At 56.1% G+C, this 22,160-nt stretch carries 21 protein-coding genes; 13 read left to right on the top strand and 8 right to left on the bottom strand.

The annotated features are described in order from the left end of the window. Positions 1-53: 53 nt before the first annotated feature. The 6 genes from J4G78_RS13035 (at position 54) to J4G78_RS13010 (ending at position 8,050) form a co-directional block, all read left to right on the top strand. On the top strand, positions 54-2,321 hold the full coding sequence (locus tag J4G78_RS13035; protein ID WP_207986969.1) for a TonB-dependent receptor: 2,268 nt from the start codon (positions 54-56) through the stop codon (positions 2,319-2,321). 121 nt (positions 2,322-2,442) lie between these two features. Beyond that, positions 2,443-3,735: an MFS transporter gene (locus J4G78_RS13030; RefSeq protein ID WP_207986968.1), complete on the top strand. Its 1,293-nt coding sequence runs from the start codon at positions 2,443-2,445 to the stop codon at positions 3,733-3,735. Further along, a complete protein-coding gene (locus J4G78_RS13025) occupies positions 3,735-5,285 on the top strand; it encodes an FAD-binding oxidoreductase (protein ID WP_207986967.1) in 1,551 nt (516 codons plus the stop codon). Before J4G78_RS13030 ends, J4G78_RS13025 begins: the two co-directional genes overlap by 1 nt. A 105-nt stretch (positions 5,286-5,390) precedes the next feature. Beyond that, positions 5,391-6,446, top strand: coding sequence for a nitrilase-related carbon-nitrogen hydrolase (locus J4G78_RS13020; RefSeq protein ID WP_243457088.1), 1,056 nt, complete (start codon positions 5,391-5,393; stop codon positions 6,444-6,446). Next, entirely contained in the window at positions 6,443-7,684 is a 1,242-nt protein-coding gene (locus J4G78_RS13015) for a class I SAM-dependent methyltransferase (protein ID WP_207986965.1), read from the top strand. The genes J4G78_RS13020 and J4G78_RS13015 overlap by 4 nt, the downstream gene beginning before the upstream one ends. Positions 7,685-7,687: 3 nt before the next feature. After that, a complete protein-coding gene (locus J4G78_RS13010; protein ID WP_207986964.1) occupies positions 7,688-8,050 on the top strand; it encodes a hypothetical protein in 363 nt (120 codons plus the stop codon). Positions 8,051-8,062: 12 nt separating this feature from the next. Here the strand turns inward: J4G78_RS13010 and J4G78_RS13005 are convergent, their stop codons facing one another. Continuing rightward, the gene (locus J4G78_RS13005) at positions 8,063-8,755 is read right to left on the bottom strand and encodes a hypothetical protein (RefSeq protein WP_207986963.1); all 693 of its coding nucleotides are present in this window, start codon (positions 8,753-8,755) and stop codon (positions 8,063-8,065) included. 109 nt (positions 8,756-8,864) lie between these two features. Between J4G78_RS13005 and J4G78_RS13000 the strand changes: the two genes are divergently transcribed. Continuing rightward, positions 8,865-9,593 carry a hypothetical protein gene (locus tag J4G78_RS13000; protein WP_207986962.1) on the top strand — a complete coding sequence of 243 codons (729 nt, stop codon included), beginning with the start codon at positions 8,865-8,867 and terminating at the stop codon, positions 9,591-9,593. Here the strand turns inward: J4G78_RS13000 and J4G78_RS12995 are convergent. The 7 genes from J4G78_RS12995 to J4G78_RS12965 all read right to left on the bottom strand — a co-directional run bounded on the left by J4G78_RS12995 (position 9,583) and on the right by J4G78_RS12965 (position 16,094). Further along, positions 9,583-10,602, bottom strand: a complete 1,020-nt coding sequence (locus tag J4G78_RS12995; RefSeq protein WP_207986961.1) for a zinc-dependent alcohol dehydrogenase family protein — start codon at positions 10,600-10,602, stop codon at positions 9,583-9,585. The genes J4G78_RS13000 and J4G78_RS12995 overlap by 11 nt on opposite strands. After that, on the bottom strand, positions 10,599-10,889 hold the full coding sequence (locus J4G78_RS12990) for a hypothetical protein (RefSeq protein WP_207986960.1): 291 nt from the start codon (positions 10,887-10,889) through the stop codon (positions 10,599-10,601). The genes J4G78_RS12995 and J4G78_RS12990 overlap by 4 nt, the downstream gene beginning before the upstream one ends. Then, complete coding sequence (locus J4G78_RS12985; protein ID WP_207986959.1) at positions 10,877-12,064, bottom strand: class I SAM-dependent methyltransferase; 1,188 nt, start codon at positions 12,062-12,064, stop codon at positions 10,877-10,879. The genes J4G78_RS12990 and J4G78_RS12985 overlap by 13 nt, the downstream gene beginning before the upstream one ends. Then, the gene (locus J4G78_RS12980; protein WP_207986958.1) at positions 12,064-13,485 is read right to left on the bottom strand and encodes an aldehyde dehydrogenase family protein; all 1,422 of its coding nucleotides are present in this window, start codon (positions 13,483-13,485) and stop codon (positions 12,064-12,066) included. The genes J4G78_RS12985 and J4G78_RS12980 overlap by 1 nt, the downstream gene beginning before the upstream one ends. After that, the gene (locus J4G78_RS12975; protein ID WP_207986957.1) at positions 13,482-14,405 is read right to left on the bottom strand and encodes a polysaccharide deacetylase family protein; all 924 of its coding nucleotides are present in this window, start codon (positions 14,403-14,405) and stop codon (positions 13,482-13,484) included. The genes J4G78_RS12980 and J4G78_RS12975 overlap by 4 nt, the downstream gene beginning before the upstream one ends. A 115-nt stretch (positions 14,406-14,520) precedes the next feature. After that, positions 14,521-15,414, bottom strand: a complete 894-nt coding sequence (locus J4G78_RS12970; RefSeq protein WP_207986956.1) for a polysaccharide deacetylase family protein — start codon at positions 15,412-15,414, stop codon at positions 14,521-14,523. Continuing rightward, positions 15,414-16,094 carry an isochorismatase family protein gene (locus J4G78_RS12965; protein ID WP_207986955.1) on the bottom strand — a complete coding sequence of 227 codons (681 nt, stop codon included), beginning with the start codon at positions 16,092-16,094 and terminating at the stop codon, positions 15,414-15,416. The genes J4G78_RS12970 and J4G78_RS12965 overlap by 1 nt, the downstream gene beginning before the upstream one ends. An 85-nt stretch (positions 16,095-16,179) precedes the next feature. Here J4G78_RS12965 and J4G78_RS12960 point away from each other — a divergent pair, with 85 nt between their 5' ends. From J4G78_RS12960 to J4G78_RS12935, 6 genes are read left to right on the top strand one after another with little or no spacing between them, the layout of a single operon-like run. After that, positions 16,180-17,559 (top strand): alpha/beta fold hydrolase, encoded by a 1,380-nt coding sequence (locus tag J4G78_RS12960; protein ID WP_207986954.1) that lies wholly within the window; start codon positions 16,180-16,182, stop codon positions 17,557-17,559. Further along, a complete protein-coding gene (locus tag J4G78_RS12955) occupies positions 17,559-18,059 on the top strand; it encodes a DUF3598 domain-containing protein (RefSeq protein WP_207986953.1) in 501 nt (166 codons plus the stop codon). The genes J4G78_RS12960 and J4G78_RS12955 overlap by 1 nt, the downstream gene beginning before the upstream one ends. Beyond that, positions 18,031-19,437 carry a 3-isopropylmalate dehydratase large subunit gene (locus tag J4G78_RS12950; RefSeq protein WP_207986952.1) on the top strand — a complete coding sequence of 469 codons (1,407 nt, stop codon included), beginning with the start codon at positions 18,031-18,033 and terminating at the stop codon, positions 19,435-19,437. The genes J4G78_RS12955 and J4G78_RS12950 overlap by 29 nt, the downstream gene beginning before the upstream one ends. Beyond that, positions 19,430-20,047 carry a 3-isopropylmalate dehydratase small subunit gene (leuD, locus tag J4G78_RS12945; RefSeq protein WP_207986951.1) on the top strand — a complete coding sequence of 206 codons (618 nt, stop codon included), beginning with the start codon at positions 19,430-19,432 and terminating at the stop codon, positions 20,045-20,047. Before J4G78_RS12950 ends, leuD begins: the two co-directional genes overlap by 8 nt. Beyond that, positions 20,044-20,976, top strand: a complete 933-nt coding sequence (locus J4G78_RS12940) for a hydroxymethylglutaryl-CoA lyase (RefSeq protein WP_207986950.1) — start codon at positions 20,044-20,046, stop codon at positions 20,974-20,976. The genes leuD and J4G78_RS12940 overlap by 4 nt, the downstream gene beginning before the upstream one ends. Further along, positions 20,973-22,160, top strand: a complete 1,188-nt coding sequence (locus J4G78_RS12935) for a CaiB/BaiF CoA transferase family protein (protein WP_207986949.1) — start codon at positions 20,973-20,975, stop codon at positions 22,158-22,160. The genes J4G78_RS12940 and J4G78_RS12935 overlap by 4 nt, the downstream gene beginning before the upstream one ends.

The following is a 22,160-nucleotide window of genomic DNA, read 5'->3' as shown; positions in this document are numbered from 1 at the left end:
AACTTGGATGCGCATCAAGCATTCTCATAATTTCCGGAACCAGGGAGACGAAAATGATAACGCGCAAAGCAACCTATCGAAATACCGCCATTTTTGGATTGGCACTGACGGCGCTCGCTGGTGCCCCGGCCTCTGCACAGGAAGGTGAACAGGCAGAAGCGGCTGAAACCAGAGACAATGTCATCATCGTGACAGCCCAGCGCCGCGAGCAGAGCATTCAGGATGTTCCGATCGCTATTTCCGCTTTCACGCCAAAGCAGCTCGATACGCTGGCGGTAAAGAAGACCATTGATCTCGTTGATACTCTTCCCAACCTGGTCGGCAGCAACAACACCTCGCTCGGTAGCGCCAATGTCTACTTCCTGCGCGGACAGGGTCAGGATGAATCCTTCCCGACCTTCGACCCGGCCGTGGGTACATATGTTGATGAAATTTTTTACGCGCGCCAGAATGGCAATAATATTGCCCTATTCGATATCGAGCGGACAGAGGTCCTGCGCGGACCGCAAGGTACGTTATTTGGTAAGAACACGACCGGCGGTGCTATCAACGTTGTACTGCGCAAGCCGGGTGAAGAATTTGGCGGATTTGCAGAGGCCAGCTATGGTCGGTTCGATGAGGTCACGCTACGTGGCTCCGTTGATCTGCCGCTTTCGGACCGTGTCCGTTTCCTTGTCAGCGGCTTTTATGTCGATGATAATGGCTGGCTGAAAAACACCGCCCTCGACCGTAATATTAACGACCGGGAAGCATATGGCGGCCGGATTGCGATAGACATAGATATCACGGACGACCTCAACTGGTATGTTGCAGGTGATATCATTCGCGATAGCGGCACGAATATTACCGGGCGGGATATCAACCTTGATACTAATGCCGGCACAGGACCGACCAGAACATCGGGCAATTATGGCGAAGTCGATCTGGTATCCACCTCCATTCTTCCCTTGGGACTGGATGCCGTCTTCCCTGGCGCCGTATCCAAGGCGGATTATGGTAGCCTGACCAAATCCTACAACACATCATCCAATCTGACCTACAATATGGACAATGGCTCGGTGTCACTAATCATGGGATATCGCAAAGTTGAAAATGACTTTCTGGTCAATTTCCCATTGCCGCAATTTGGTCCGAATGACGACATTTTCGTCATCGATAATATTGGCGATTTCAAGCAATATTCAGCAGAGTTAAAATATAATGGTTCGCTATTTGATGATTTTCTCAACCTGACCGCTGGCCTGTTCTATCTGAAAGAAGAAAACCGCAGCGACTTTGCGGCCTATTTCGCCGGACCAACGCCATCACGCGATCGTATCATTACTAATGATACCGAAAATATTGCTGGCTATATTCAGGGCGATTTTGCGCTGACGGACCAGATTACAGCCACGGCCGGTGTGCGTTATACGGATGAGAAGAAAGATTTCCGTATTTCCGACAACCGGCCCGTTGGAGATATTACCGATCTGACCACTGCCAACATGATCGCACTCGGGATTCCGATCGATCAACGCGAAAAAGTATGGACGCCGCGCTTTGCGCTGCAATTTGAGCCGAATGATGATCTGATGTTCTATGCCTCCGCCACACGCGGGTTCCGCTCAGGCGGTTGGAACGCGCGGGTTAATACGGCGTCGGGACTCCAGCCTTTCGGTTCCGAAAAAGTCTGGTCCTATGAAGCCGGTACGCGGATGAACTTTGGCAGCGCCCTGAGCATTGCCGCAACCGCATTCTATCTGGAAGCCAAGGATCTACAAGTTAACACTGCTATCTCACAAGGTGTGTTTGCCATAGGAAATGCTGGTAAATTGTTGAATACAGGTCTTGAGGTTGAAGCCTTTATCAGCCCGGTTCGGAATTTGAACCTCTACGCTGCGCTCGGCATCATGGATGCCCGATACGAAGCCAGTGCAGCTGATGCTGCCGCCTGCGTGCCACCAAACGGAACAGTCTCGGTATTCGACGTGAATTGCGAGCTGATCGAACCGAAACGCAGTCCGGATGTTCAGGTCACTTTGGGTGGATCCTACGATATCGAAATCGGCAGCGCGATGATAAGTCCGCGCGGCAGTATTCGTATGGTGTCCGATCAGGAGACATCAACGCGTGGCGTGGGTCCTGCGGATGGCTATGCGCTGGTCAACGCCGGTATCGACTTCAAACCCTTTGGAGATCAGCTCAACTTCGCTGTCGAATGTTCGAATTGTTTCAACAAACGATATCTCGTTGCATCCTTCGGAAACGGAGACACCTATTTCAACCAACCCGGCCGATGGACAATCCGGGCAACTTATAAATTTGGCGGCCGTGTTAATTAGACCGACCGGGACGAATGGGGGAGAAAGCGGGTCAGCAATGGTCCGCTTTCTTTTTCTGGCGTATAAAGCAAATCAGGCTATACAAAATATGTCCGGACAAATTTAGAATCATAGAGGGTGCATGACTGACCAGAACACAAGCCGTAATGAATTTGCGATGGGCTGGAAGGTCCTGCTTGCCGGCGTTCTCGGCGTGGCCTGTGGAGCATCGCCCATACCCTTTAATGTCATCGGCTTCACCGTCGAACCGTTGATTGAAGAATTTGGCTGGACCCGCACGCAGATACTCTTTCCGATAACGATTTTCGGGATTATCGCGTCCTTGCTGGCACCGTTTTTTGGCTCGCTCGCGGATAAATATGGTGTCCGGAAAGTGGCGCTCTATTCGCTGCTGGCTTTTGGCCTATCCTTTGCGGCTATGTCCTTCACGCCGACAGCTCAGGTGACATCCACGCTCTATATTTACTATGCCCTTTGGGTGGTTGTCGGACTGATTGGCATCGGCTCAACTCCTGTAAGCTGGAGCCGGGCGATCAACCTCTGGTTTTACAAAAACCGCGGACTTGCGCTCGGCATCTTGCTTTTGGGAACAAGTCTCGCCGCCATCGTCGTCCCCAAGCTCGCTGTGTGGGGCATTGAGAATTATGGCTGGCGGGCGATGTTTGCGATTGTCGCGGCGCTGCCGCTATTCGTTGCCTTGCCGCTGGGCTATTTCCTGTTTCGCGAACCGCGCCCGGAAGAACGACCCAAAGCAATTTTGAGCGACAGCGGCAACCTGACCGGCGTTACCTTGCGCGTGGCGCTAAAAGATTATCGGTTCTGGCTGATCTGGTTATCAATTGCCGTGATTGCCACAGCCTTTGGCGGCGCATTTATCAACCTGCCAACCATGCTCGGCGACCGCGGGCTCGATGCGCAAACGGCTGCATCCGTCATGGGCGTTCTGGGTATCGGCATATTGTCAGGCCGGATCATCACAGGCGCCTTACTCGACCGGTTCTGGCAGGGATTTGTAGCTTTTCCCCTACTCTGTCTGCCGGCCATCTCCTGCTACGTTCTGCTCGGCGACAGCATCACCTTTCCGCTCGCCGCGCTGGCGGCTTTCCTCCTCGGCTTTGCTGCCGGTGCGGAAAGCGATCTGATCGCCTATCTCACCGGACGCTATTTCGGCATGGCCAACTATGGTAAAATCTACGGCATGCTTTACATGCCCTTTGGTTTTTTCTCGGCCCTGTCACCGATTATCTATGCCAGCGTGCGTGACAATATGGGCAGCTATGACCCGATCCTGAGCGTCGCGATCTTCGGTTTCGTGATTGGCGGCGGGCTGCTCCTGTTCCTCGGTCGCTATCCCGATAGCTTCCCTGAAACCGATCCTTCCCCCACAGAAACCCTAGCCACGGAGCCAAGCTGATGGCCACAAAAGCCAATCCGACCGCCGCCCAATACATATCCGATACGGGTGCAGAAGTGCTGACCGACGGCGAGAGCCTGAATTTCTATGCGCATGATGTCTATCAACGCGGCGCAGATTTGTTGGCGGTAGTGCGACCGAAAAATACGGATGAACTGTCCGCCGCGATTGCCGCGACCACATCGCAGAATATCCCGGTCATCCCGCGTGGCGGCGGCATGAGCTATACGGGCGGATATACCACGGACAAGGCCGGTGCGGTGCTGTTCGATCTGGCGGCAATGGACCGGATATTGGAGATTAACGAGACAGACATGACGGTCACGGTCGAGGCCGGCTGCACCTGGGCAAAGCTCTATGAAACGCTGGCCCCCAAAAGATTGCGGACACCATTTTGGGGAACCTTGTCGGGTCTGAAAGCATCCATAGGCGGCGGGATGAGTCAGAATTGCCTGTTCTGGGGATCGGGGCGCTATGGCACGGCAGCGCAAAGCTGCATCGCGATGGAAGTCGTGCTGGCCGATGGGACAGTCCTGAAAACCGGCGCAAATTTCACCCGGCCTTATGGCCCGGACCTGACCGGCCTGTTCCTTGCCGACACTGGCGCATTGGGTATGAAGGCGACCATCACCTTGCGGATGATCCCAGAAGCCGAGGCCCATGGCTATGCCAGCTTTACCTTCGAAAATCATGAAGACATTCTCTCAGCAATGGGAGCCATTGAACGTTCAGGTGTGTCCACAGAATGTTTCGGTTTTGACCCCAGTCTGAACGCCATTCGCATGCAGCGCGACAGTCTGGGCAGCGATGCCAAGGCGCTCGGTCAGATGATGAAGAAACAGGGCAGTGTCTGGGGCGCGCTCAAGGAGGGCGCAAAGGTTGTCGCCGCAGGCCGCGACTTTATGGACGAGGCGAAATTCTCGCTCCACGTGCTGACCGAGGCGCGCATTCAGGCAGCGGCCGATGATGATCTGGAGCGCGCGCGCAAAATCGCTTTGGACCATGGAGCGACGGAGACCGAGAATACGATCCCCAAGATCATCCGCGCCAATCCGTTCGGGCCGCTCAACAGTATGCTCGGGCCCCAAGGCGAACGCTGGGCTCCGGTGCATGGCCTGTTGCCACATAGCCGAGCGGTTGCCTGTTATGATGCGATCCTGGCGCTGTTCGAGGAGCATCGCGAAGAGATGGATCGGCACGGCGTCTTCACGGGCATATTGGTATCGGCGGTCAGCAGTTCCGGCGCGATTATCGAGCCGTGCCTCTACTGGCCCGATGCATCCAACCCCGTCCATGAAGCGACCATAGAGTCTGCGCATTTCGCCAAGCTTCCGACACTTGACAGCAATAGCGCCGCATGGGAACTGACCCAGAAGCTCAAACAGGCCTTGGTCGACCTGTTCCATGATCAGGGCGCGGCGCATTTGCAGATTGCAAAAACCTATCGCTATCGCGACAGCCTCGATCCAGCTGCTGATAGCTTACTGCAAGATTTGAAAAAAACCGTTGATCCAAAGGGGCTTATGAATCCGGGATCGCTCGGTCTATAGAGTGGGATGGACTTTGACCGCAGACAGATGATGGCCGCGGCACTTTGTGCCAGTGTCGCATCGCCTGTTTTCGCCTCGACCGGAAAAGATGATAAAGAAAAGACTATGACCGAGACCAAAAATTACGCTGCCGTCGCGATGCAACTGGCCGCGCGTTCGATTGAAAAGACGCCGGACAAGGCCGCGGCGCGCGCGCAGATGCTGGCGATGATTGGCGAAGTCGAGACGAAAATCCGCTCCGCAACGATTTTCGTCCAGCAATATGGCGGCAGTCCGGTCAAACTGGTGGTGCTGCCGGAATATCTGCTGACCAGCTATCCGGGGCGCATTTCCATTCCCGATTTTGCCGACAAGGCGGCGCTGGAAGTGGACGGCCCGGAATATGAGGCGCTGGGCGCGATGGCGCAGCGGCTGAAAATGTTTGTCGCTGGTAATGCCTATGAAGTGGATGCGAATTTCCCCGGCCTCTATTTCCAGGCCAGTTTCGTGGTCGCGCCATCGGGCGATGTGGTGCTGCGCTATCGCCGGCTCAATTCCATGTTCGCGCCGACGCCGCATGATGTCTGGACGAAATATCTCGATATTTACGGCCTCGACGGCGTGTTCCCGGTAGCGAAGACAGAAATTGGCAATCTTTCTGCCATCGCCTCGGAAGAGATACTCTATCCCGAAATCGCCCGCGCCCATGCGCTGCGCGGCGCCGAGATTTTCCTCCATAGCTCATCGGAAATCGGCTCCCCGCTCGACACGCCCAAGGATATTGGCAAACGCGCGCGGGCACAGGAAAATATGGCCTATGTCGTCTCCGCCAACACGGCGGGCATAGAAAACACGACCCTGCCGCTCGCCTCAGCTGATGGCAACAGCATGGTGGTTGATTATAAAGGCCGGGTGATGGCGGAATCGAATAGCGGCGAGACCTTTACCGCTTTTGCCGATATCGATCTGGGTGCCTTGCGCGCCGCACGCCGCAAACCGGCCATGACCAATTTCCTTGCGCGCCAGCGACTGGAGCTTTTTGCGGCCACTTATGGTAATTTGTCCGTACAAAAAGCCGATGGTTTGATTCAGAACAATGACATCATCTCTCCGGACCGCGACTATTTTCTGCGTACCCAGGAAGAAACCATCGAACGCATGATAAAGGAGGGCTTGATATGAGCACCACACCGACCGAGCAAAAACTCGACGTCGCACCGCCCTATAATGCGGTAGCACGTCATGGCGTTTCGCCCGAACCATCGCATGACGAGGTTGCGCGCTTTGATTTTCTCGCCAATTTCAACAAATTCCTTTCCGGCGCGCTCGGCCCGGGCAACAAACTTGCCTATGACCGACGCGTCCTGCCGGCTTTTCTGAAGGAACATGGCCGGGAACCGCAGGACCGTTTCGAGATCCGCCACGCGATGAACAAGGATCCCTTCCATAAATTCTGGTCCGCGCTCAAACGCAATTCGATGGAGATGCGCCAGCAAAACGGCCGGTCCATGGTGCTGCGCCAGATTGATGAACTGAATGCCAGGGCCCGGCAATTTAATGAAGGCCGTGATACATTGGAGCTGAACCCGGAAATCGACGTGCCGCGCTATCAGTCGGCCGTGGATATCCACTGCATGCCCGGCAGCTATCATGGTGAAGAGCTGCCCGGTGATGTCTCGGCAGGCGCCAATTATGATTGCGGTATCTTTGCCACCACCGCCGGCGGCCTTGGCGCGCTGTCCGATGGCGGCGGTCAGGCGCTGGTGGAATGGATCAAGAAGGAACGCCCCGGCTGGGAACCCAGACGTGTACTCGATATCGGGACCACGGTTGGTCATAATATCGTGCCGCTGGCGCTGGCTTTTCCCAATACGGAATTTATCGCGATCGATACGGCTGCGCCCATTTTGCGTTACGCCCATGCCCGCGCGCAATCACTCGGTGCGACCAATATCACATTCATTCAGGCCAATGCCGAAGATTTATCGCGCTGGGACGATGGCACATTTGACTGGGTCCAGACCACCATGTTCCTGCATGAAACCAGCGGCAAGGCGCTGCCCCGGATTATCGCAGAGGGCTATCGCGTGCTTGCTGATGGCGGCCTGATGTTCCATCTCGAACAACCGGAATATTCCGATGCCATGCCGCTTTACGAGCAATTTATCCGCGACTGGGATGCGTTTAACAATAACGAACCCTTCTGGTCCTCGATGCACGCGCTCGATATGAAAACTGTCATGGTTGAAGCCGGATTTGACCGGGCAGAGCTGTTTGAAAGCGGAGTCCGGGCAGTGGTCGATACGGATATCTTCCCCGAGGCCGCGACCGGTGACGATGAAGATCATGGCCGGGCGGCCTATTGGCATGCCTATGGTGCATGGAAAAATAGCGATCAGATGCAACACGCGGCGGAGTGAAACATGGCTGAAGAGAATTTTGACTGGATGGCCACGGCCAATAAAAAGGCCAAAGGCAAACGTCCGGAATATTTTGACGATCCCGAAGACGAGCGGATGCTGTCGATCCTGATGGCCGTGGTCGGCGAAGTGTCTGTGCTGCGCGAGCGGATGGATACGGTCGAACGGCTGCTCGAAGCCAAGGGGTCAATCAACCGTGCGGATATTGAGAGCTATACGCCCGACAAACAGGCCGCCTATGAGCGCGGCGCGATGATCCGCGAATATATTTATCGCGTCATGCGCGGCCCGCATCAGATGGTTCAGGAACTGGAACAAAGCGAACCGCCCGTCGAAGAAGTCAGCCGGGAACTGAAGGAAATCTAGCAGCGCAAACCGCTAAAAAGGTTTCACCGCCCCCAGGAAACAGACCCCGGCAATCGTGATCCAGTAGATATAGGCGGCAATCCGGGCCTGCCCGATTTCCCGTTCGAGCGCATTTTCTTCTGCCGCATCCGGACCCTCGGCCAGCTTTCGAAACCGCACGGTCCAGCGGCGCATGACCACGCGCAGGAACAGACCGATACACAGAGCAAAGGCATAAAGACCGATTTTGGCGGGATACCAGTGGTTGCCCTCGCCTGAGGTAATCGGTCCGTTGCCCTCCAGAGCCATGAACGTGACGATGAACAGAATCGCGATCAAGGGATAGCGCAGCATTTCCTCGATTTTGGTCACCTTGACGCCGATATCGGTTTCACGCTTGATGAAGGCGGTCCATGTCATCGCGAGCCAAATCGCAAAAAACAGCCACATCCACCAGATTCCCGAACCATCAAGGGAAGGCACAAAACCATAAAGCTTGCCCATGTGAAGGCCGAGCGGAAGCAACAGGACTATTCCGGTTCGGGCCAATATGTCGATCCGGTAAGCCGTTTCCATATGCCGCCGCCGTTCCTCCAGCGACAATTCACGGTTGGTGACATTATAGCTGGTCTGGAAAACCCCCCATTCGCCGCCCAGCCAGTAAACCATCGCCAGAATGTGGATCCAGCGCAAAATGCTCAGTTCATTTGTGGTGAGAAATTCCATTACCAACGTCCTCCCAGACCGTGTAATTAGTTGATTATAATTTGTCCGGACAAATTCCTCTTGGCAAGAGAAAAATGCACTGGCATGAAGAAAGATAAGGAGAAACGGGATGAAGCATCGCATTATCGAAGGCCGTCTGGAATATACGTCGCGCAAACCGGAAATGGAGGGCCAGAATCGCGGTTTTGAAACCTTCATGTTTACTCATCATAGCGACGGCAAGGTGACGATGCGGGCGCATTGCGAGATTTACGATCCGGAACCGACCGTGATGCGCGACATCATTTACGCCATTGACGAGCATAAGCAGCCGATGGACTGCCACGTCCGGCTGACGGTTGGCGATGAATTTATGGGGTCAGGCTGGATGCGGTTTGATGGCAGTCATGTCGAAATGGAATCCTATGGCCCCACCATCGGGCGGCTGTCCCAGCGGGTTGCAGCGGAGTTACCGCTCGACGGTTTTGGCACCCATCCGATTGTGTCGGACGGCTATATGCTCTCGACCAAGGACTGGGACAAGGAAACCAAGCGACTGCTCAATTGCTATCTGCCCTCACCCGATCACCGCGGAGCCACGCCACCACAAATTGCGCAGGTGAAGATCGGCGCCATCTATCTCGGCAAGGAAGAGGTCACCGTCCCTGCCGGTACTTTTCAATGCAAACATCTGCAATTTGTCGATGATGCCAGCATCGTTCCGGGAACCGGCGGCATGGCGGGCGAGCATCCCGCCTATGATGTATGGATTACCGACGACGAAGACGGCCTGTTCGTGCAAGGCGGCGTCGGCGGCTATATGATGACCTGGTACGAGCTGGTCGAACTCAAGCGGTAATCATCACCTTGCCCATATGGCTGCCGCTTTCCAGATGCGTGAAAGCGGCCGGCGCATCATTGAAATCGAACACGCTTTCGACCAGCAGCTCGATATTGTTTTGCGCGACCACATCCAGTGCCTGCTGCAACATTGCACGATTGCCGGACGCGATACCCTTGATGGCGATATTCTTGCCGATCAGCGCGCCCTGACTGGCACTGGCTTGATCCTGCGGCGTTCCGGAAAGCGCGCCCAATGTGCCGATACGCGCATTGACGGCGCACGCCGCCACGGTCTCGCCCAGCGCCGGAAAGCCCAATGTGTCGACAACCACATCTGCGCCGCGCCCGCCGGTGGCTTCCAACAAGGCGGCGCCCCAATCCGGCCGGTCGCGATAGTTGATCCCGTAATCCGCGCCCATATCCTTGGTCCGCGCAAGCTTTTCGTCGCTGGACGAGGTGATCGCGAAATCCATACCCATGGCCTTGGCCAGCTGCAGCGCGAATATGGACACACCGCCGGTGCCTTGCGCGAGGACAAGATCGCCCGGCTTCGCCTCCCCAAAAGCGATCATCGCATGCCAGACCGTGCTGCCGACCACCGAAAAGGTCGCCGCACTGCTGTTACTGACATTTTCAGGCACGATGATAGCGGCATTGGCGGGAAGGATGATTTTCTCGGCCAGCCAGCCATTGGCCGTCACGCCCAGATCGCCGGCAAATACAGCGAAGCTATAGGCCCCATCGAGCCAGGTGGTAAAATGCGGCGCCATTACGCGCATGCCCACTTCCAGCCCCGAAACATCAGCACCAACAGCCTCGATCACGCCGACACCGTCGGACAATGGCACGCGATCTTCGGGCAGATCCGTACCATAATCGCCGCGCAGGACCATCAAATCGCGATAATTGAGGCCCGCCGCAGAAACCTTGACCAGAATCTCGTCTGCCCCCGGTTCCGGTTCGGGATGGTCGGCCAGCTGCAGTCCGCCGATGCCGGTCCTTGATCCGATTTGCCATGCCTTCATGCGTCGTCACTCCCTTGTTCGCGCAGCGGCGCAAAAATGCGGTCGATAAATATTTTCAGTTTCGCTTCGCGGTCTGCGTCAGAGGCTTCCTGCCCTTCAAGCGCCATCAGCCGCTCTTCCTGAACCCACATTTCCTGTGCCATATTCATCACAACGGCGACGAAGCGGTCCATGCCGGGGTCGTCGAAAAATTTTGGTTTGCCGTCCGGACCATAGATGTCCTTGGGCGTGTCGTCGGGTTTAAATGCCGGACCCGGATTTGCGGTTTCGCCGCTCACCGTTTCCATGCTCCGAAACCGAACCACATAATGCCTTCGGCCAGCCGTCCGGTGGTTTCACTATCGACCGCATTGGCATTCTCATCTGCAATCGCCTGCGCTACGGCTTCCTCACCATAGATGCCGATGCTGGGGACAACGAACTGGAAATAGTCATCCGCCGCAAAGCCGCCAGCCTTGCACAATTCGGGCGGGCTTTCGTCGCGATAGCCTTTGTAAAACGGTTCCGAATTATACCAGCTATCCCAGTCGAGATAAAAGCCGTCAAAGGCATTCATCTGGTCATTGGGCGGCAATTCCATATGCAAAAGCAAGCCGCCGGGTTTCAGCACGCGATAAGCTTCCTTAAACGCCGCCGCACGCGCCTTTTTTGACAACTCATGCAGGAACATGGATGAAAAGACGAGGTCGAAACTGGCATCCGGATAGTCCAGCGCATCGGCGGACATTTGGGAGAAATTGACCTCCTGCCCCTGCATCTTCGCGCGCGCCGAGGCATAGCGCAGACCGCCAGCCGCCGCGTCAATCGCCTCGACCTTTGCGTCGGGATAGGCCTGTTTCCACGGCAGGGTGTTGTGGCCGATGGTGCAACCCGTATCGAGAATGCTCTGCGGCTTGAAGTCCGGGAATTTGCCCTTCACATAGGCGGCCATGGACAGGCCGATATCATCCAGATTGGCCCCCATCAGTCCCATGGAAAATACCGCCAGCCCCTGATCATAGACCGCGCCAGCCTCCAGCGTCGCACCGCCGCGCGTATAGCTGCCCGGCATCAGATGCACTTCGATGGCATCGACATTGCGGGGAATATCGAGATCAAGGTTCAAGTCTACAGAGCCGGGCGCATCGGCGACTTTCGCCGCTTCCGCTTCCAGCCGTTCGAGATCGCGCGCGACGACAGCGCCCGATGCCTGCCAGACCATTTTTTGCGCCTGCACCCGCATGGCCGAATAGATGTTGAACGCCGGATCACCGCGGAGCGCCAGATGCGCTTCGTTGCTGGTTTCCGGCGCGCGGCCTGTTTCGCGGGCAAAGGCCGGGGCCGCACGCTTGTCATAGGCGATGCGCAAGTCTCCGGCGAGATCATTGAGAATGAACGCCCGGATGCCCGATACAAAGCGCCCGCGGGCCGCCTCTTCCGCCGTCAGTTCCGGTTTCATCGGATGTTGTAGTTCCACGCCCATCAGAAATTCTCCTCTGCAAAAGCCTCTATCCGCGCCGCGTCGCCCGATTGCCGGATCAGCGCCTGTTTACGGAAAAAGCGCATCAGGCCGCTTGCGCCCATCCGCGACGCGCCGAGCCCGGAATAGCCGAAGCTCGATTTTTCGGCTTCCCAGACCATTGACGTCAGCGACCCGTCATTGATTGAGACCGCGCCCGCCTTCAACCTGGTGCCGATCCGCTCCGCTTCTGTGGCACATCCGCCAACAACCGCGGCGGACAATCCGAAGATACTGTCATTCGCCTGCGCAATCGCCTGTTCAATCTGATCATAGATCACGACCGGGATGACGGGGCCGAAATTCTCCTCCCGCATGATGTCCGCATCCGGCGGAACATCGGTGAGTATCGTAGGCCTGAGATAGAGTCCGCCGCCGAGATTTTCGACGGTGCCGCCGGTGACAAGTTTCGCGCCCTTGCTGACCGCGTCGTCAATCTGATGCTGGGCAATTTCTGCTTGTTTTTCAAAGATAAACGGCCCGATATGGCCCTGATTGATATTAGGGTAATTGAGCTCCACCGCCTCTGCCTGAACGGTCAGACTGGCGAGGAACGGCGCGGCAATTTCCCGCGCGACATAGACCCGCTCGATCGATTGGCAGGCCTGCCCCGTGTTGACGATACTGGCCCTCAGCGCCGTCGCCGCCGCCCTTTCCGGATTCGCACTCGCCAGCACAATCATCGGATCCTTCCCACCCAGCTCGAGACTCGCCGGAATAAAGGCCTGCGCGGCACTTTCGCCAACTTTCCGCCCCGTCGCCACCGACCCGGTAAAACAGACATAATCCACGTGTTCGACCATCGCCGCCCCCGTCGCGCCATCGCCCTCGATGATGGCGAGCACTCCCGCCAGCTCCGGGATTTGCCCTATGGTTGCCATCAGCGGCCTGATAAAACGCGGTGTGACCTCCGAAGGCTTAACCAGCACCGCTGCTCCCGCCATCAGCGCCGGAATGACGTCGATCAGTGCGAGGGTCATGGGGAAATTCCATGGGCTGATCACACCAACCAGCTGATAGGGCACCAAACGGGTCGAAGTGGTGATTGTCGGCACCGAAGTCGGTTGTTCGACAGGCTGGCCTTCTGCGATCAGCTGTGGCGCCATCTGAGCCCAACGCCTGATCTGGCCCGGTACGCCCGCCGCTTCGATCTTGGAGATGCCGCCACGCCCCGTATCAGCGGTCAAAGCCGGGATGATCGCGCCAAGATGAGCTTCAATCGCATCAGCCCATTGCAGCAGTATCGCACCACGCTGTTCCGGTGTTTTTGCCGCCCAGTCGCTTTGCGCCTCCCGCAATCGCCGCGCTTCCTTCGTTACCGCTTCACTGCTCAGCGGTGCAATTGCATAGTCCGACTTGCCGGTACGCGGGTTGCGTATCTTCATTGCTGCGCCATCCAGCTATCGAGTATCGTATCACCCCGTGCGAACCCGATATCTGTACGCTCCACAAGATCTGCGATCAGCTTCTCAAAACTGCCAATCCTGTATGGGAGCCCCATGATATAGGGCGTCAAATGCATAGGCATCATCCGGCCACCATAGTGCTCCGCCTCAGCAAGCAACCAATCGGCTGCATCCATCATTTGCTCGGCATAGCTGTCCACCGACTGCTGCTGGACATTGATAATCTGCCGATCGGAAAGTTCATGATTGAGCGGAATATTGGTGATCGCTCCCGCATCCGTCTGAAACGCATAAGGCAATTCATCATTTACCCAGTCGCACATATAATCGACCCCTGCCTCGGTAAGGAGCTTTGCAGTGTTAAAGCTTTGCGAACGCGCGATGGATAGCCAACCGCGCGGGCGGGTTCCGGTCGCCATTTCTAACGCTGCGAGAGAGGCTTCGATTAGCGCTTTTTCTTCAACCTCAGTCAGTCCGCTTGCAATTGTACCGTTCATGTCGGTGCTATGCGCGATAATCTCATGACCGCCGGAAACTATATCCGCAATCAGCTGCGGATAGCGTTCTGCGATAACGCTGTTGGTCGCGACCGAAACCTTTGCTCCAACCTTCTCAAACGCACCCAGCAACCGGTAAATACCGATCCGGGTGCCATATTCGCGCGCTGTGTAATGGCGATAGTCGGGATAGGCCGTCTGCATATGCTCCGGTGCACGAAATGGATCATCATTCGGAACCATCGGGAAATATTCGAGGGAGACGACCGGCCAGATCAGTAGCCTTTTATCGTCGGGCCATTGCACCGGTTTGCGATCGAACAAACTGCTATAGGGATAATAGTCATGATCCATCCCGCGGCGACGTTTGGGATAGTCGAGATAGCTGGGATCAAGGCTCATGACTTAGCTCCAAGACAAATACGCCAAATATCGTCATCCTGAACTTGGTTCAGGATCTGACTTGCACGTTTTCTAACGAGATCCTGAACCAAGTTCAGGATGACGATTGGGAGCCTCATAACACGCCTCCCGCTTGTTTGCGGAAGGCGTCAACAATGTCGCCAGCTTTGGTAATCCATGCTCTGCCATCCGCTGCAATATGTTCCAGCACCGCCTCAAACGGGCCTATACGGTGGGGCTGGCCAATTAAATAACTGTGCAGCGGGATACACATCACCGTGCCGGATTGCGCGCCTTCTTCAGCGAGCCGATCATATTGCCGGATCAGCGTATCGGCATAGTCCCGGGGGCTCATGTTATAGATGAAAAAGCCATAATGATCATTGACCTCTAGGCTGTAAGGTATCGCCGTTAGCTGACCCGATTTCACCTTCACATCCGTTGGCTGATCATCATGATAAAGGTCGCAGGTATAGTCCATGCCATATTCCGCGAGCAGGTCGAGCGTACGCGGCGTATGGGTCAGTGCCGGAGCCAGCCAGCCTCTGATCCGTTGACCCGTCGCGCGCTCCACGGTGGTAATCGAGTCCTCGATAATCGCGCGTTCCTGCGCTTCATCCATGCCATAAGAATAGCGGGTATTGTAAATCCCGTGGCTGAAAAATTCCCAGCCGCGCTGGTTGGCATCTTCGACCACTTCGGGAATATGATCGCACAGCGCCACCGACAGGCTCACCGAACCGGGAAATCCATGCTTGGTCATCATCTCTGCCATGCGCCAGTGCGAGACGCGATTGGCATGGTCACGGTGGCTATAACCGACCACATCGGGATGCGGCTTTGGCCAGCTTTTGCGATAAGGGTTTACCGCAGGGTCCAGTTCGTAATATTCCAGATTAGGCGCGACCCATACTGCGCAGGTCTTCCCATCCTGCCACTTAATTTTGGGGCGACCACGATAAGGTGCATAGTCATATAGGCCCGGGTCGGATTTCTGTGCGTCAGACACTAGCGCGCCTCCAGCCAGTCGACCACTGTCTGCACCGGCTCCACGTCCGCATATTTCAGCTGCAAATCCGTGAGATTCGCAAAATGATAGCTTTCATGTTTGTCGGCACATGTCTCAATCGGAACAATGGCCCGATATCCGTGACTCAGCGCGTCGACTGCCGTTGCGCGAACGCAGCCAGACGTCGAACCACCCGTCACCACCACGGTATCAACTTTATGCCATGTCAAATAGCTCGCCAGTGGCGTTTCAAAAAACGCGCTCGGCATGCGCTTGGTATATTGCAGATCATCGCCATCCACATCGCAGCGCGGATCCAGTAAATGGCGCTCGCTGTCATATTTGATGTTCTGCAGGGAATCTTCTGTATCCGTGCGCGTGCCCCAGACTCCGGCATCTCCGGCGTCGTCCTTATAGGCCACACGGCTCCAGATGACTGGCATGTCCCTGGCCCGTGCGAGAGCCGAAATCTGATTGATATAGTCAATCTGCTTCGGGTCCGTTTCATAGGCCGTCTTGAACATATCGGTCCGCGTATACGATTGCTGGACATCGACATTGACGATCGCGAGTTTATCGCCGAAACCGAATTTCTTTCGGGCGGGGTTGCCAATGACTTCTTCAAAGATTTCCCGCGCCGTGCGGCCATCTGAAACCATTTTTGTACCAACAAGCGTCATAGTTTTTTCTCTCCGGATTCGATAAAATTACAATAATCTGCAAAAAAGACTTGTCGAGACAAATTTGTCCGGACAAATTGGAAAAATGATCACAAGGCACTTTATCGATGTTTCGAGCGGCGGCAATAAACGCCGTGTCCATTATCGCAAGGCGGGCAAAGGTCCACCGCTGCTAATGGTGCACCAAAGCCCACGCAGCTCAAAAGAATATGAAGCGCTGATGGAAAAATGGTCACCCCACTTTACCTGCATCGCCCCAGATACGCCGGGTTTTGGACAATCTGGCCCGCTTCCCGGCAATCCCGAAATTGCCGAATATGCAGACGCAGCCATCGCATTTCTCGACGCGTTGAACATCGAAAAGTGCGCCGCTTATGGTTTCCATTCCGGCGGCATCATCCTGGTAACAGCGGTCAAACGCCATCCGACTCGCATCACGACTTTGGCGGTGGGCGGCTATGCCATCTGGTCGGCTGAAGAAATGGCGTTGTTTAGCGATCGCTATCTGCCGGAATTTCACCCTTCGGATTACGGCGAGCATCTGACTTGGTTATGGAACCGCATCCTAGAGCAAAGTTGGTTCTTCCCATGGTTTGCGACTGATGATGCCCACCGGCTATCGGTTGCCAATGATGATCCGATGCGGGTTGATGCGATTGTTCGCGAAATGCTGGATGCTGGTAATGCTTATCAAGCCGGTTATGGTGCCGTGCTGCGCGCCCCTCGTGATATCCCGGCGGTAGATGCCGATGTACCTCCCTGCCTGATCAGCGCCTATAATGGCGATCCGCTGCAAGAGCATATTGACCGGTTGGGCGATATGCCGCCGACTTGGTCCGCCCAAAAAGTAGCTACGCCAGAGGAACATCAAACCGTTAGCCTCAATCACTTGTTGGCCACCGAAACGGCAATGATTGATGGTTTACCTGACGCGAATGACGAAGGCTTTATCGCTGTTCAAACCGGTGAATTTAATGGTCTGATCCACTGGCGCGGAGAGCGTGGAGCAAACCAGCTGGTCCTCCATGCCCCGTCCTATAATGTAGCAGGCAATCAAACGACGGGACAAATCGCCGTTGATCTACCCGGCCACGGTCTATCAGACAATTGGACCGATGCAGTACCTGTCGCATGGGCCCCTTGGCATACACTCGTCTCTGATGTTGCTGATGTGCTTGGTACGACAGAAATCGTGTATCCAAATCTGCAAGTTGGCGAACCAGAACAACTCTATCCTGATTTATCGCCTGACCGGTTCGGCAATTATCTCAATATGGCGTGGCAGATTGTCCGGGCCCGTCATATGTTTGCACCATGGTACAAGGTGGACGCGCAACATGTGGTTGCTTTTGATGAACAGCAGCTCAAGCCAGAGCACCTTGCCGCAGAGCATCTCGCGCTAATCAACGGACATAGCGCCAAAGAATATCATATCGCCCTTCAATCCAGACTAAAGGAAGACTAATGGGAATCAGAGAAGACATGCCGCTTTTGGCCCGCCATGAAGGGGTTTGGGACGGCACCTATACCTATTTCAATGCACAGAATGAGAAGATTGACGAGCACGCTTCCCGCCTGCTGTGTCGCCTCCCCGATAACGGAGATATCCCGTATCATCAGACCAATCACTATTCATGGGCTGATGGCAAAACCGAGATTCGCGAATTTCCCGCTGAATATCGTGATCAGCGAATATGGTGGGACAATGACCTTATAAAAGGCTGGGCCGCCGAAGTGCCGCTAGACGAATATAACCGCACCATGATGTTGTATTGGCAACGGCAAGGTGATCCATCGCTATATCTTTACGAGCAGATCCAGATTTCCGATGACGGCCAGAACCGATGCCGGACATGGCACTGGATTCGAAACGGAATGCTCGAAACACGGACGGCCATACAGGAGACTTTTGTGACAAAGGACTGGCGCAGCATCGATGCGGAAATGGAGGCTGTTTCTGCCTGAACCGACGACGCTCTTTGACAAATTATGGAATAGCCATACCGTCGCCGCTTTGCCGGGTGGTGGCACGCTTTTGGCGATTGACCGCGTATTTCTGCACGAACGAACCGGTGCATCAGCGCTCAATTCGCTGGCGGAAGCGGGGCGAGCAGTGGCCGATCCAGCGCGCGTCTTTGCGGTGACAGACCATATTGTCGATACCCGGCCGGGACGCACCGATAAGACGCTGATGCCCGGCGGGCAGGATTTCATAACCGAAACACGGGCAGCGGCAAAAGCGGCAGGCATCACCCTGTTTGATGTTAACGACCCGGACCAGGGGATCGTTCATGTCATCTCGCCAGAGCTGGGCATCATTCTGCCAGGATGTACGCTGGTAGCGCCCGATAGCCATACCTGTACCCAGGGCGCTTTTGGCGCGCTCGCATGGGGTATTGGTTCGTCGGAAGCCGAGCATGCCATGGCCACCGGAACATTGCGGCTCAACAAGCCCAAATCCATGCGGGTGCGTTTTTCCGGAGCACTGGCAGAAGGCGTCACGCCCAAGGATATGATCATGACATTGATCGCCCGTCATGGTGCCGCAGGCGGTAAAGGGCATGCAGTTGAATTTGCCGGACAGGCGGTACAGGCGCTGGACATGGAGGGGCGCATGACCCTTTGCAATATGGCGACGGAATTTTCAGCCATGTCGGGGTTCATTGCGCCTGACACGAAAACATTGGCCTATCTTGAAGGTCGGCGATACGCGCCATCCGGCGAAGATTGGGATCGAGCGACCCAGAATTGGCGACAGTTGGTCAGCGATACCAATGCGGCTTTCGACACCGAGATCGAGATCGATGCCAGCGCGATCAGTCCCATGATCAGTTGGGGGACGAGTCCCGAACATAGTGTTGGCATAAGCGGCGCGGTACCCGACAATGCCAGCGAACGCCCGCTGAAATATATGGCGTTGAAGCCCCGGCAGAAGCTTGCCGGAACGCCCATCGATGCCGCCTTTATAGGCAGCTGCACCAACAGCCGCCTGTCCGACTTGCGCCGGGCCAGCGCCCTGTTGAAGGGCAAGACCATTGCCAGCCATGTCAAAGCCATTTGCGTCCCCGGCTCTTCCCGCGTCAAACGCCAAGCCGAAGCTGAAGGCATTGATGCCATCTTCCGCGAGGCCGGATTTGAATGGCGGGAAAGTGGCTGTTCCATGTGCTTCTACGCAGGCGGCGAGAGCTTCGATGCGGGATCGCGGGTCATATCGACGACCAATCGCAATTTTGAAAGCCGCCAGGGACCAGGTGTCAAAACGCATATCGCCAGCCCCGAAACCGTTGTGGCCAGCGCGCTGGCAGGTGTAATCGCTGATCCAAGGGCATTGCAGGATGGCTGAGCCTTTCACCACCCTCACCTCGCTGCCGATGCCCTTGATCCGGGATAATGTTGACACCGATCAGATCATCCCTTCCCGCGAGATGAAGAGCACCGGCAAAACCGGCCTTGCCGACGGCCTGTTCGCTGGATGGCGCTATACGGCAATTGGCGGCCGTGATCCCGATTCCGGTTTCGTCCTCAACGATCCGCATTATGCTGATAGCCAGATCATTCTCGGCGGTGCCAATTTCGGATGCGGGTCGAGCCGCGAACATGCGGTCTGGGCGCTCGCCGAATATGGCTTCCGGGCCGTCATCGCGCCGAGCTTCGCACCGATATTTGCGGGTAATTGCGTGCGCAACGGCATATTGCCAGCTGTTATCGATGCTGACGCGATCACCGGTATAGCAAAAGTGGATAGCCCGATTACCATCGACTTGCGCGCGCAAACCATTAGGCTCGACGACGATCAAAGCTGGTCCTTTCCGATTGATGAAGAAGCCAAGGCGATGCTGCTGGAGGGATTGGACGCGATCGACCTCAGTTTGAAAATGGCCGACCACATTGCCACATGGCAAGCGGCCGACCGCGCAAAGCGGCCATGGATATATTTAGGAGCCAAGCAATGACCTCTTCCGTAACGATCAGCGAAGTGGGACCGCGCGACGGCCTGCAAAGCGTCGATGCCGTCATGCCAACCGCCGCTAAAAAGGCCTGGATCAAGGCCGAGGCCGAAGCCGGTGTCAGCGAGATTGAAGTGGGCAGCTTTGTGCCACCGTCCCTGCTCCCGCAGATGGCGGACACCGGGGACATTGTGGCTTATGCGAAGACATTGCCCGGTCTCGATGTCGTTGCCCTGATCCCGAACCTGAAAGGGGCAGAACGCGCCATCGCTGCTGGTGTCGACAAGATGTCGATCCCCTTCTCCATGTCCGAAACCCATTCCATCAAGAACGTCCGTAAAGATCATCCCGCCATGCTCGCCGAGATCAAAGCGATTGCCGATCTGGTCGCCGCACAGCCCGAAGGACAGCGCCCCCATTTTGAGGTGGGCCTGTCCACGGCCTTTGGCTGCACGATCGAAGGCCCTGTCAGCGAAGATCAGGTCGCAAGACTTGCAGAAGCAGCCATGGCGGCGGGAGTTGCCGAGGTCGGCCTGTCCGACACCACTGGCTATGCCAATCCAGCGCAAGTCACGCGGATGGTGCGCCAGATCAAGGGCGTGATCGGTAGTGACAAGCTCAACACCCTGCATCTTCACAATACCCGAGGGCTTGGCCTTGCCAATGTCATGGCCGGCCTTGCGGAAGGCATTACCACCTTTGACGCGTCCCTTGGCGGTCTCGGCGGCTGTCCCTTTGCCCCCGGCGCATCGGGCAATATTGTCACCGAAGATCTGGTCTTCATGCTCGAAGCCATGGGCATTGAAACCGGCATCAATCTCGATAAGCTTTTGAAAGTCAGAGAGATTATCGCAGAGGCCCTGCCGGGCGAGCCTCTATATGGCTTCACGCCCGATGCCGGCCTTCCCCTGGGCTTTGCAAAGGCAGCAGCATGAGCGGTGAACAAAACGGACCCACGCCCCTTGCTGGCCTGAAAGTCATCGAATTCACCCATATGGTCATGGGGCCAACGGTCGGTGCAATCCTCGCATCCCTGGGCGCGGAAGTCATTCGCGTCGAACCGATTGGCGGCGACCGCACCCGCAATTTGGTGGGCTCCGGCTCTGGCTATTTCCCGATGTACAACCGTCACAAACAGAGCATATCGCTCAACCTGAAAGACCCGGAAGGCCTCGGCATCGCTCGCCAGCTTGTCGAAGGCGCCGATATTTTGGTCGAAAATTATCGCCCCGGCGCGATGGATCGATTGGGCCTTGGCTATGATGCGCTGAGCAAGGCCAATGAGCGACTGATCTATGCGTCGGAAAAAGGCTTCCTCCCGGGACCCTATGAAAACCGCACCGCACTGGATGAAGTCGCCCAGATGATGGGCGGCCTCGCCTATATGACCGGCCCGCCCGGACAACCGTTGCGCGCTGGCTCCAGCGTCATTGATGTCACCGGCGGCATGTTCGGCGTCATCGCGATCCTGGCGGCGGTCGAAGAACGCCACCGCACCGGCAAGGGCCAAAAGGTCCAAAGCTCCCTGTTCGAAACGACGGTCTACATGATTGGCCAGCACATGGCGCAAATGGCGGTGACCGGCAAAGCCGCCGATCCGATGCCTGCACGCATCTCGGCCTGGGCGATTTACGATGTGTTTCAAACCAAAGACGAACCAATTTTTATCGGCGTTGTAACAGATGCCTTGTGGGAAAAATTCTGCAAATTGTTCGCACTCGATGATCTGTGGGCGGATGAAAGCATCCGCGAGAACAATAACCGCGTCGCAGCACGTGACCGCATCATGCCGCAAATCCGCGACCTGATCGCAGGCTTTAGCCGAGACAAATTGATCGACAAATTGGAAGGCACTGGGTTACCCTTCGCACCCATTGCGCGACCCGAGGACATGTTTGATGATCCCCACCTGAATGAGAGTGGCGGATTGGAGCCGGTAACATTGGCAAATGGCGAACAAACCAAATTGCCCACGCTTCCGATTGAAATGAACGGCCGGCGGCCCTCCGCACCAGCGCAGTTATCGGCCATCGGGGAACATAGCGACATCATTTTGGCAGAACTGGGCTTGACCGCCGATCAGATTCAAGCGCTGCGGATATCGGGCATACTTGATTAG

This window comes from Parasphingorhabdus cellanae (assembly GCF_017498565.1).
In the GTDB taxonomy this organism is placed as follows: domain Bacteria; phylum Pseudomonadota; class Alphaproteobacteria; order Sphingomonadales; family Sphingomonadaceae; genus Parasphingorhabdus; species Parasphingorhabdus cellanae.
Note: the sequence above shows the minus strand (reverse complement) of the source record. Positions and strands in the feature narration are given on the sequence as shown.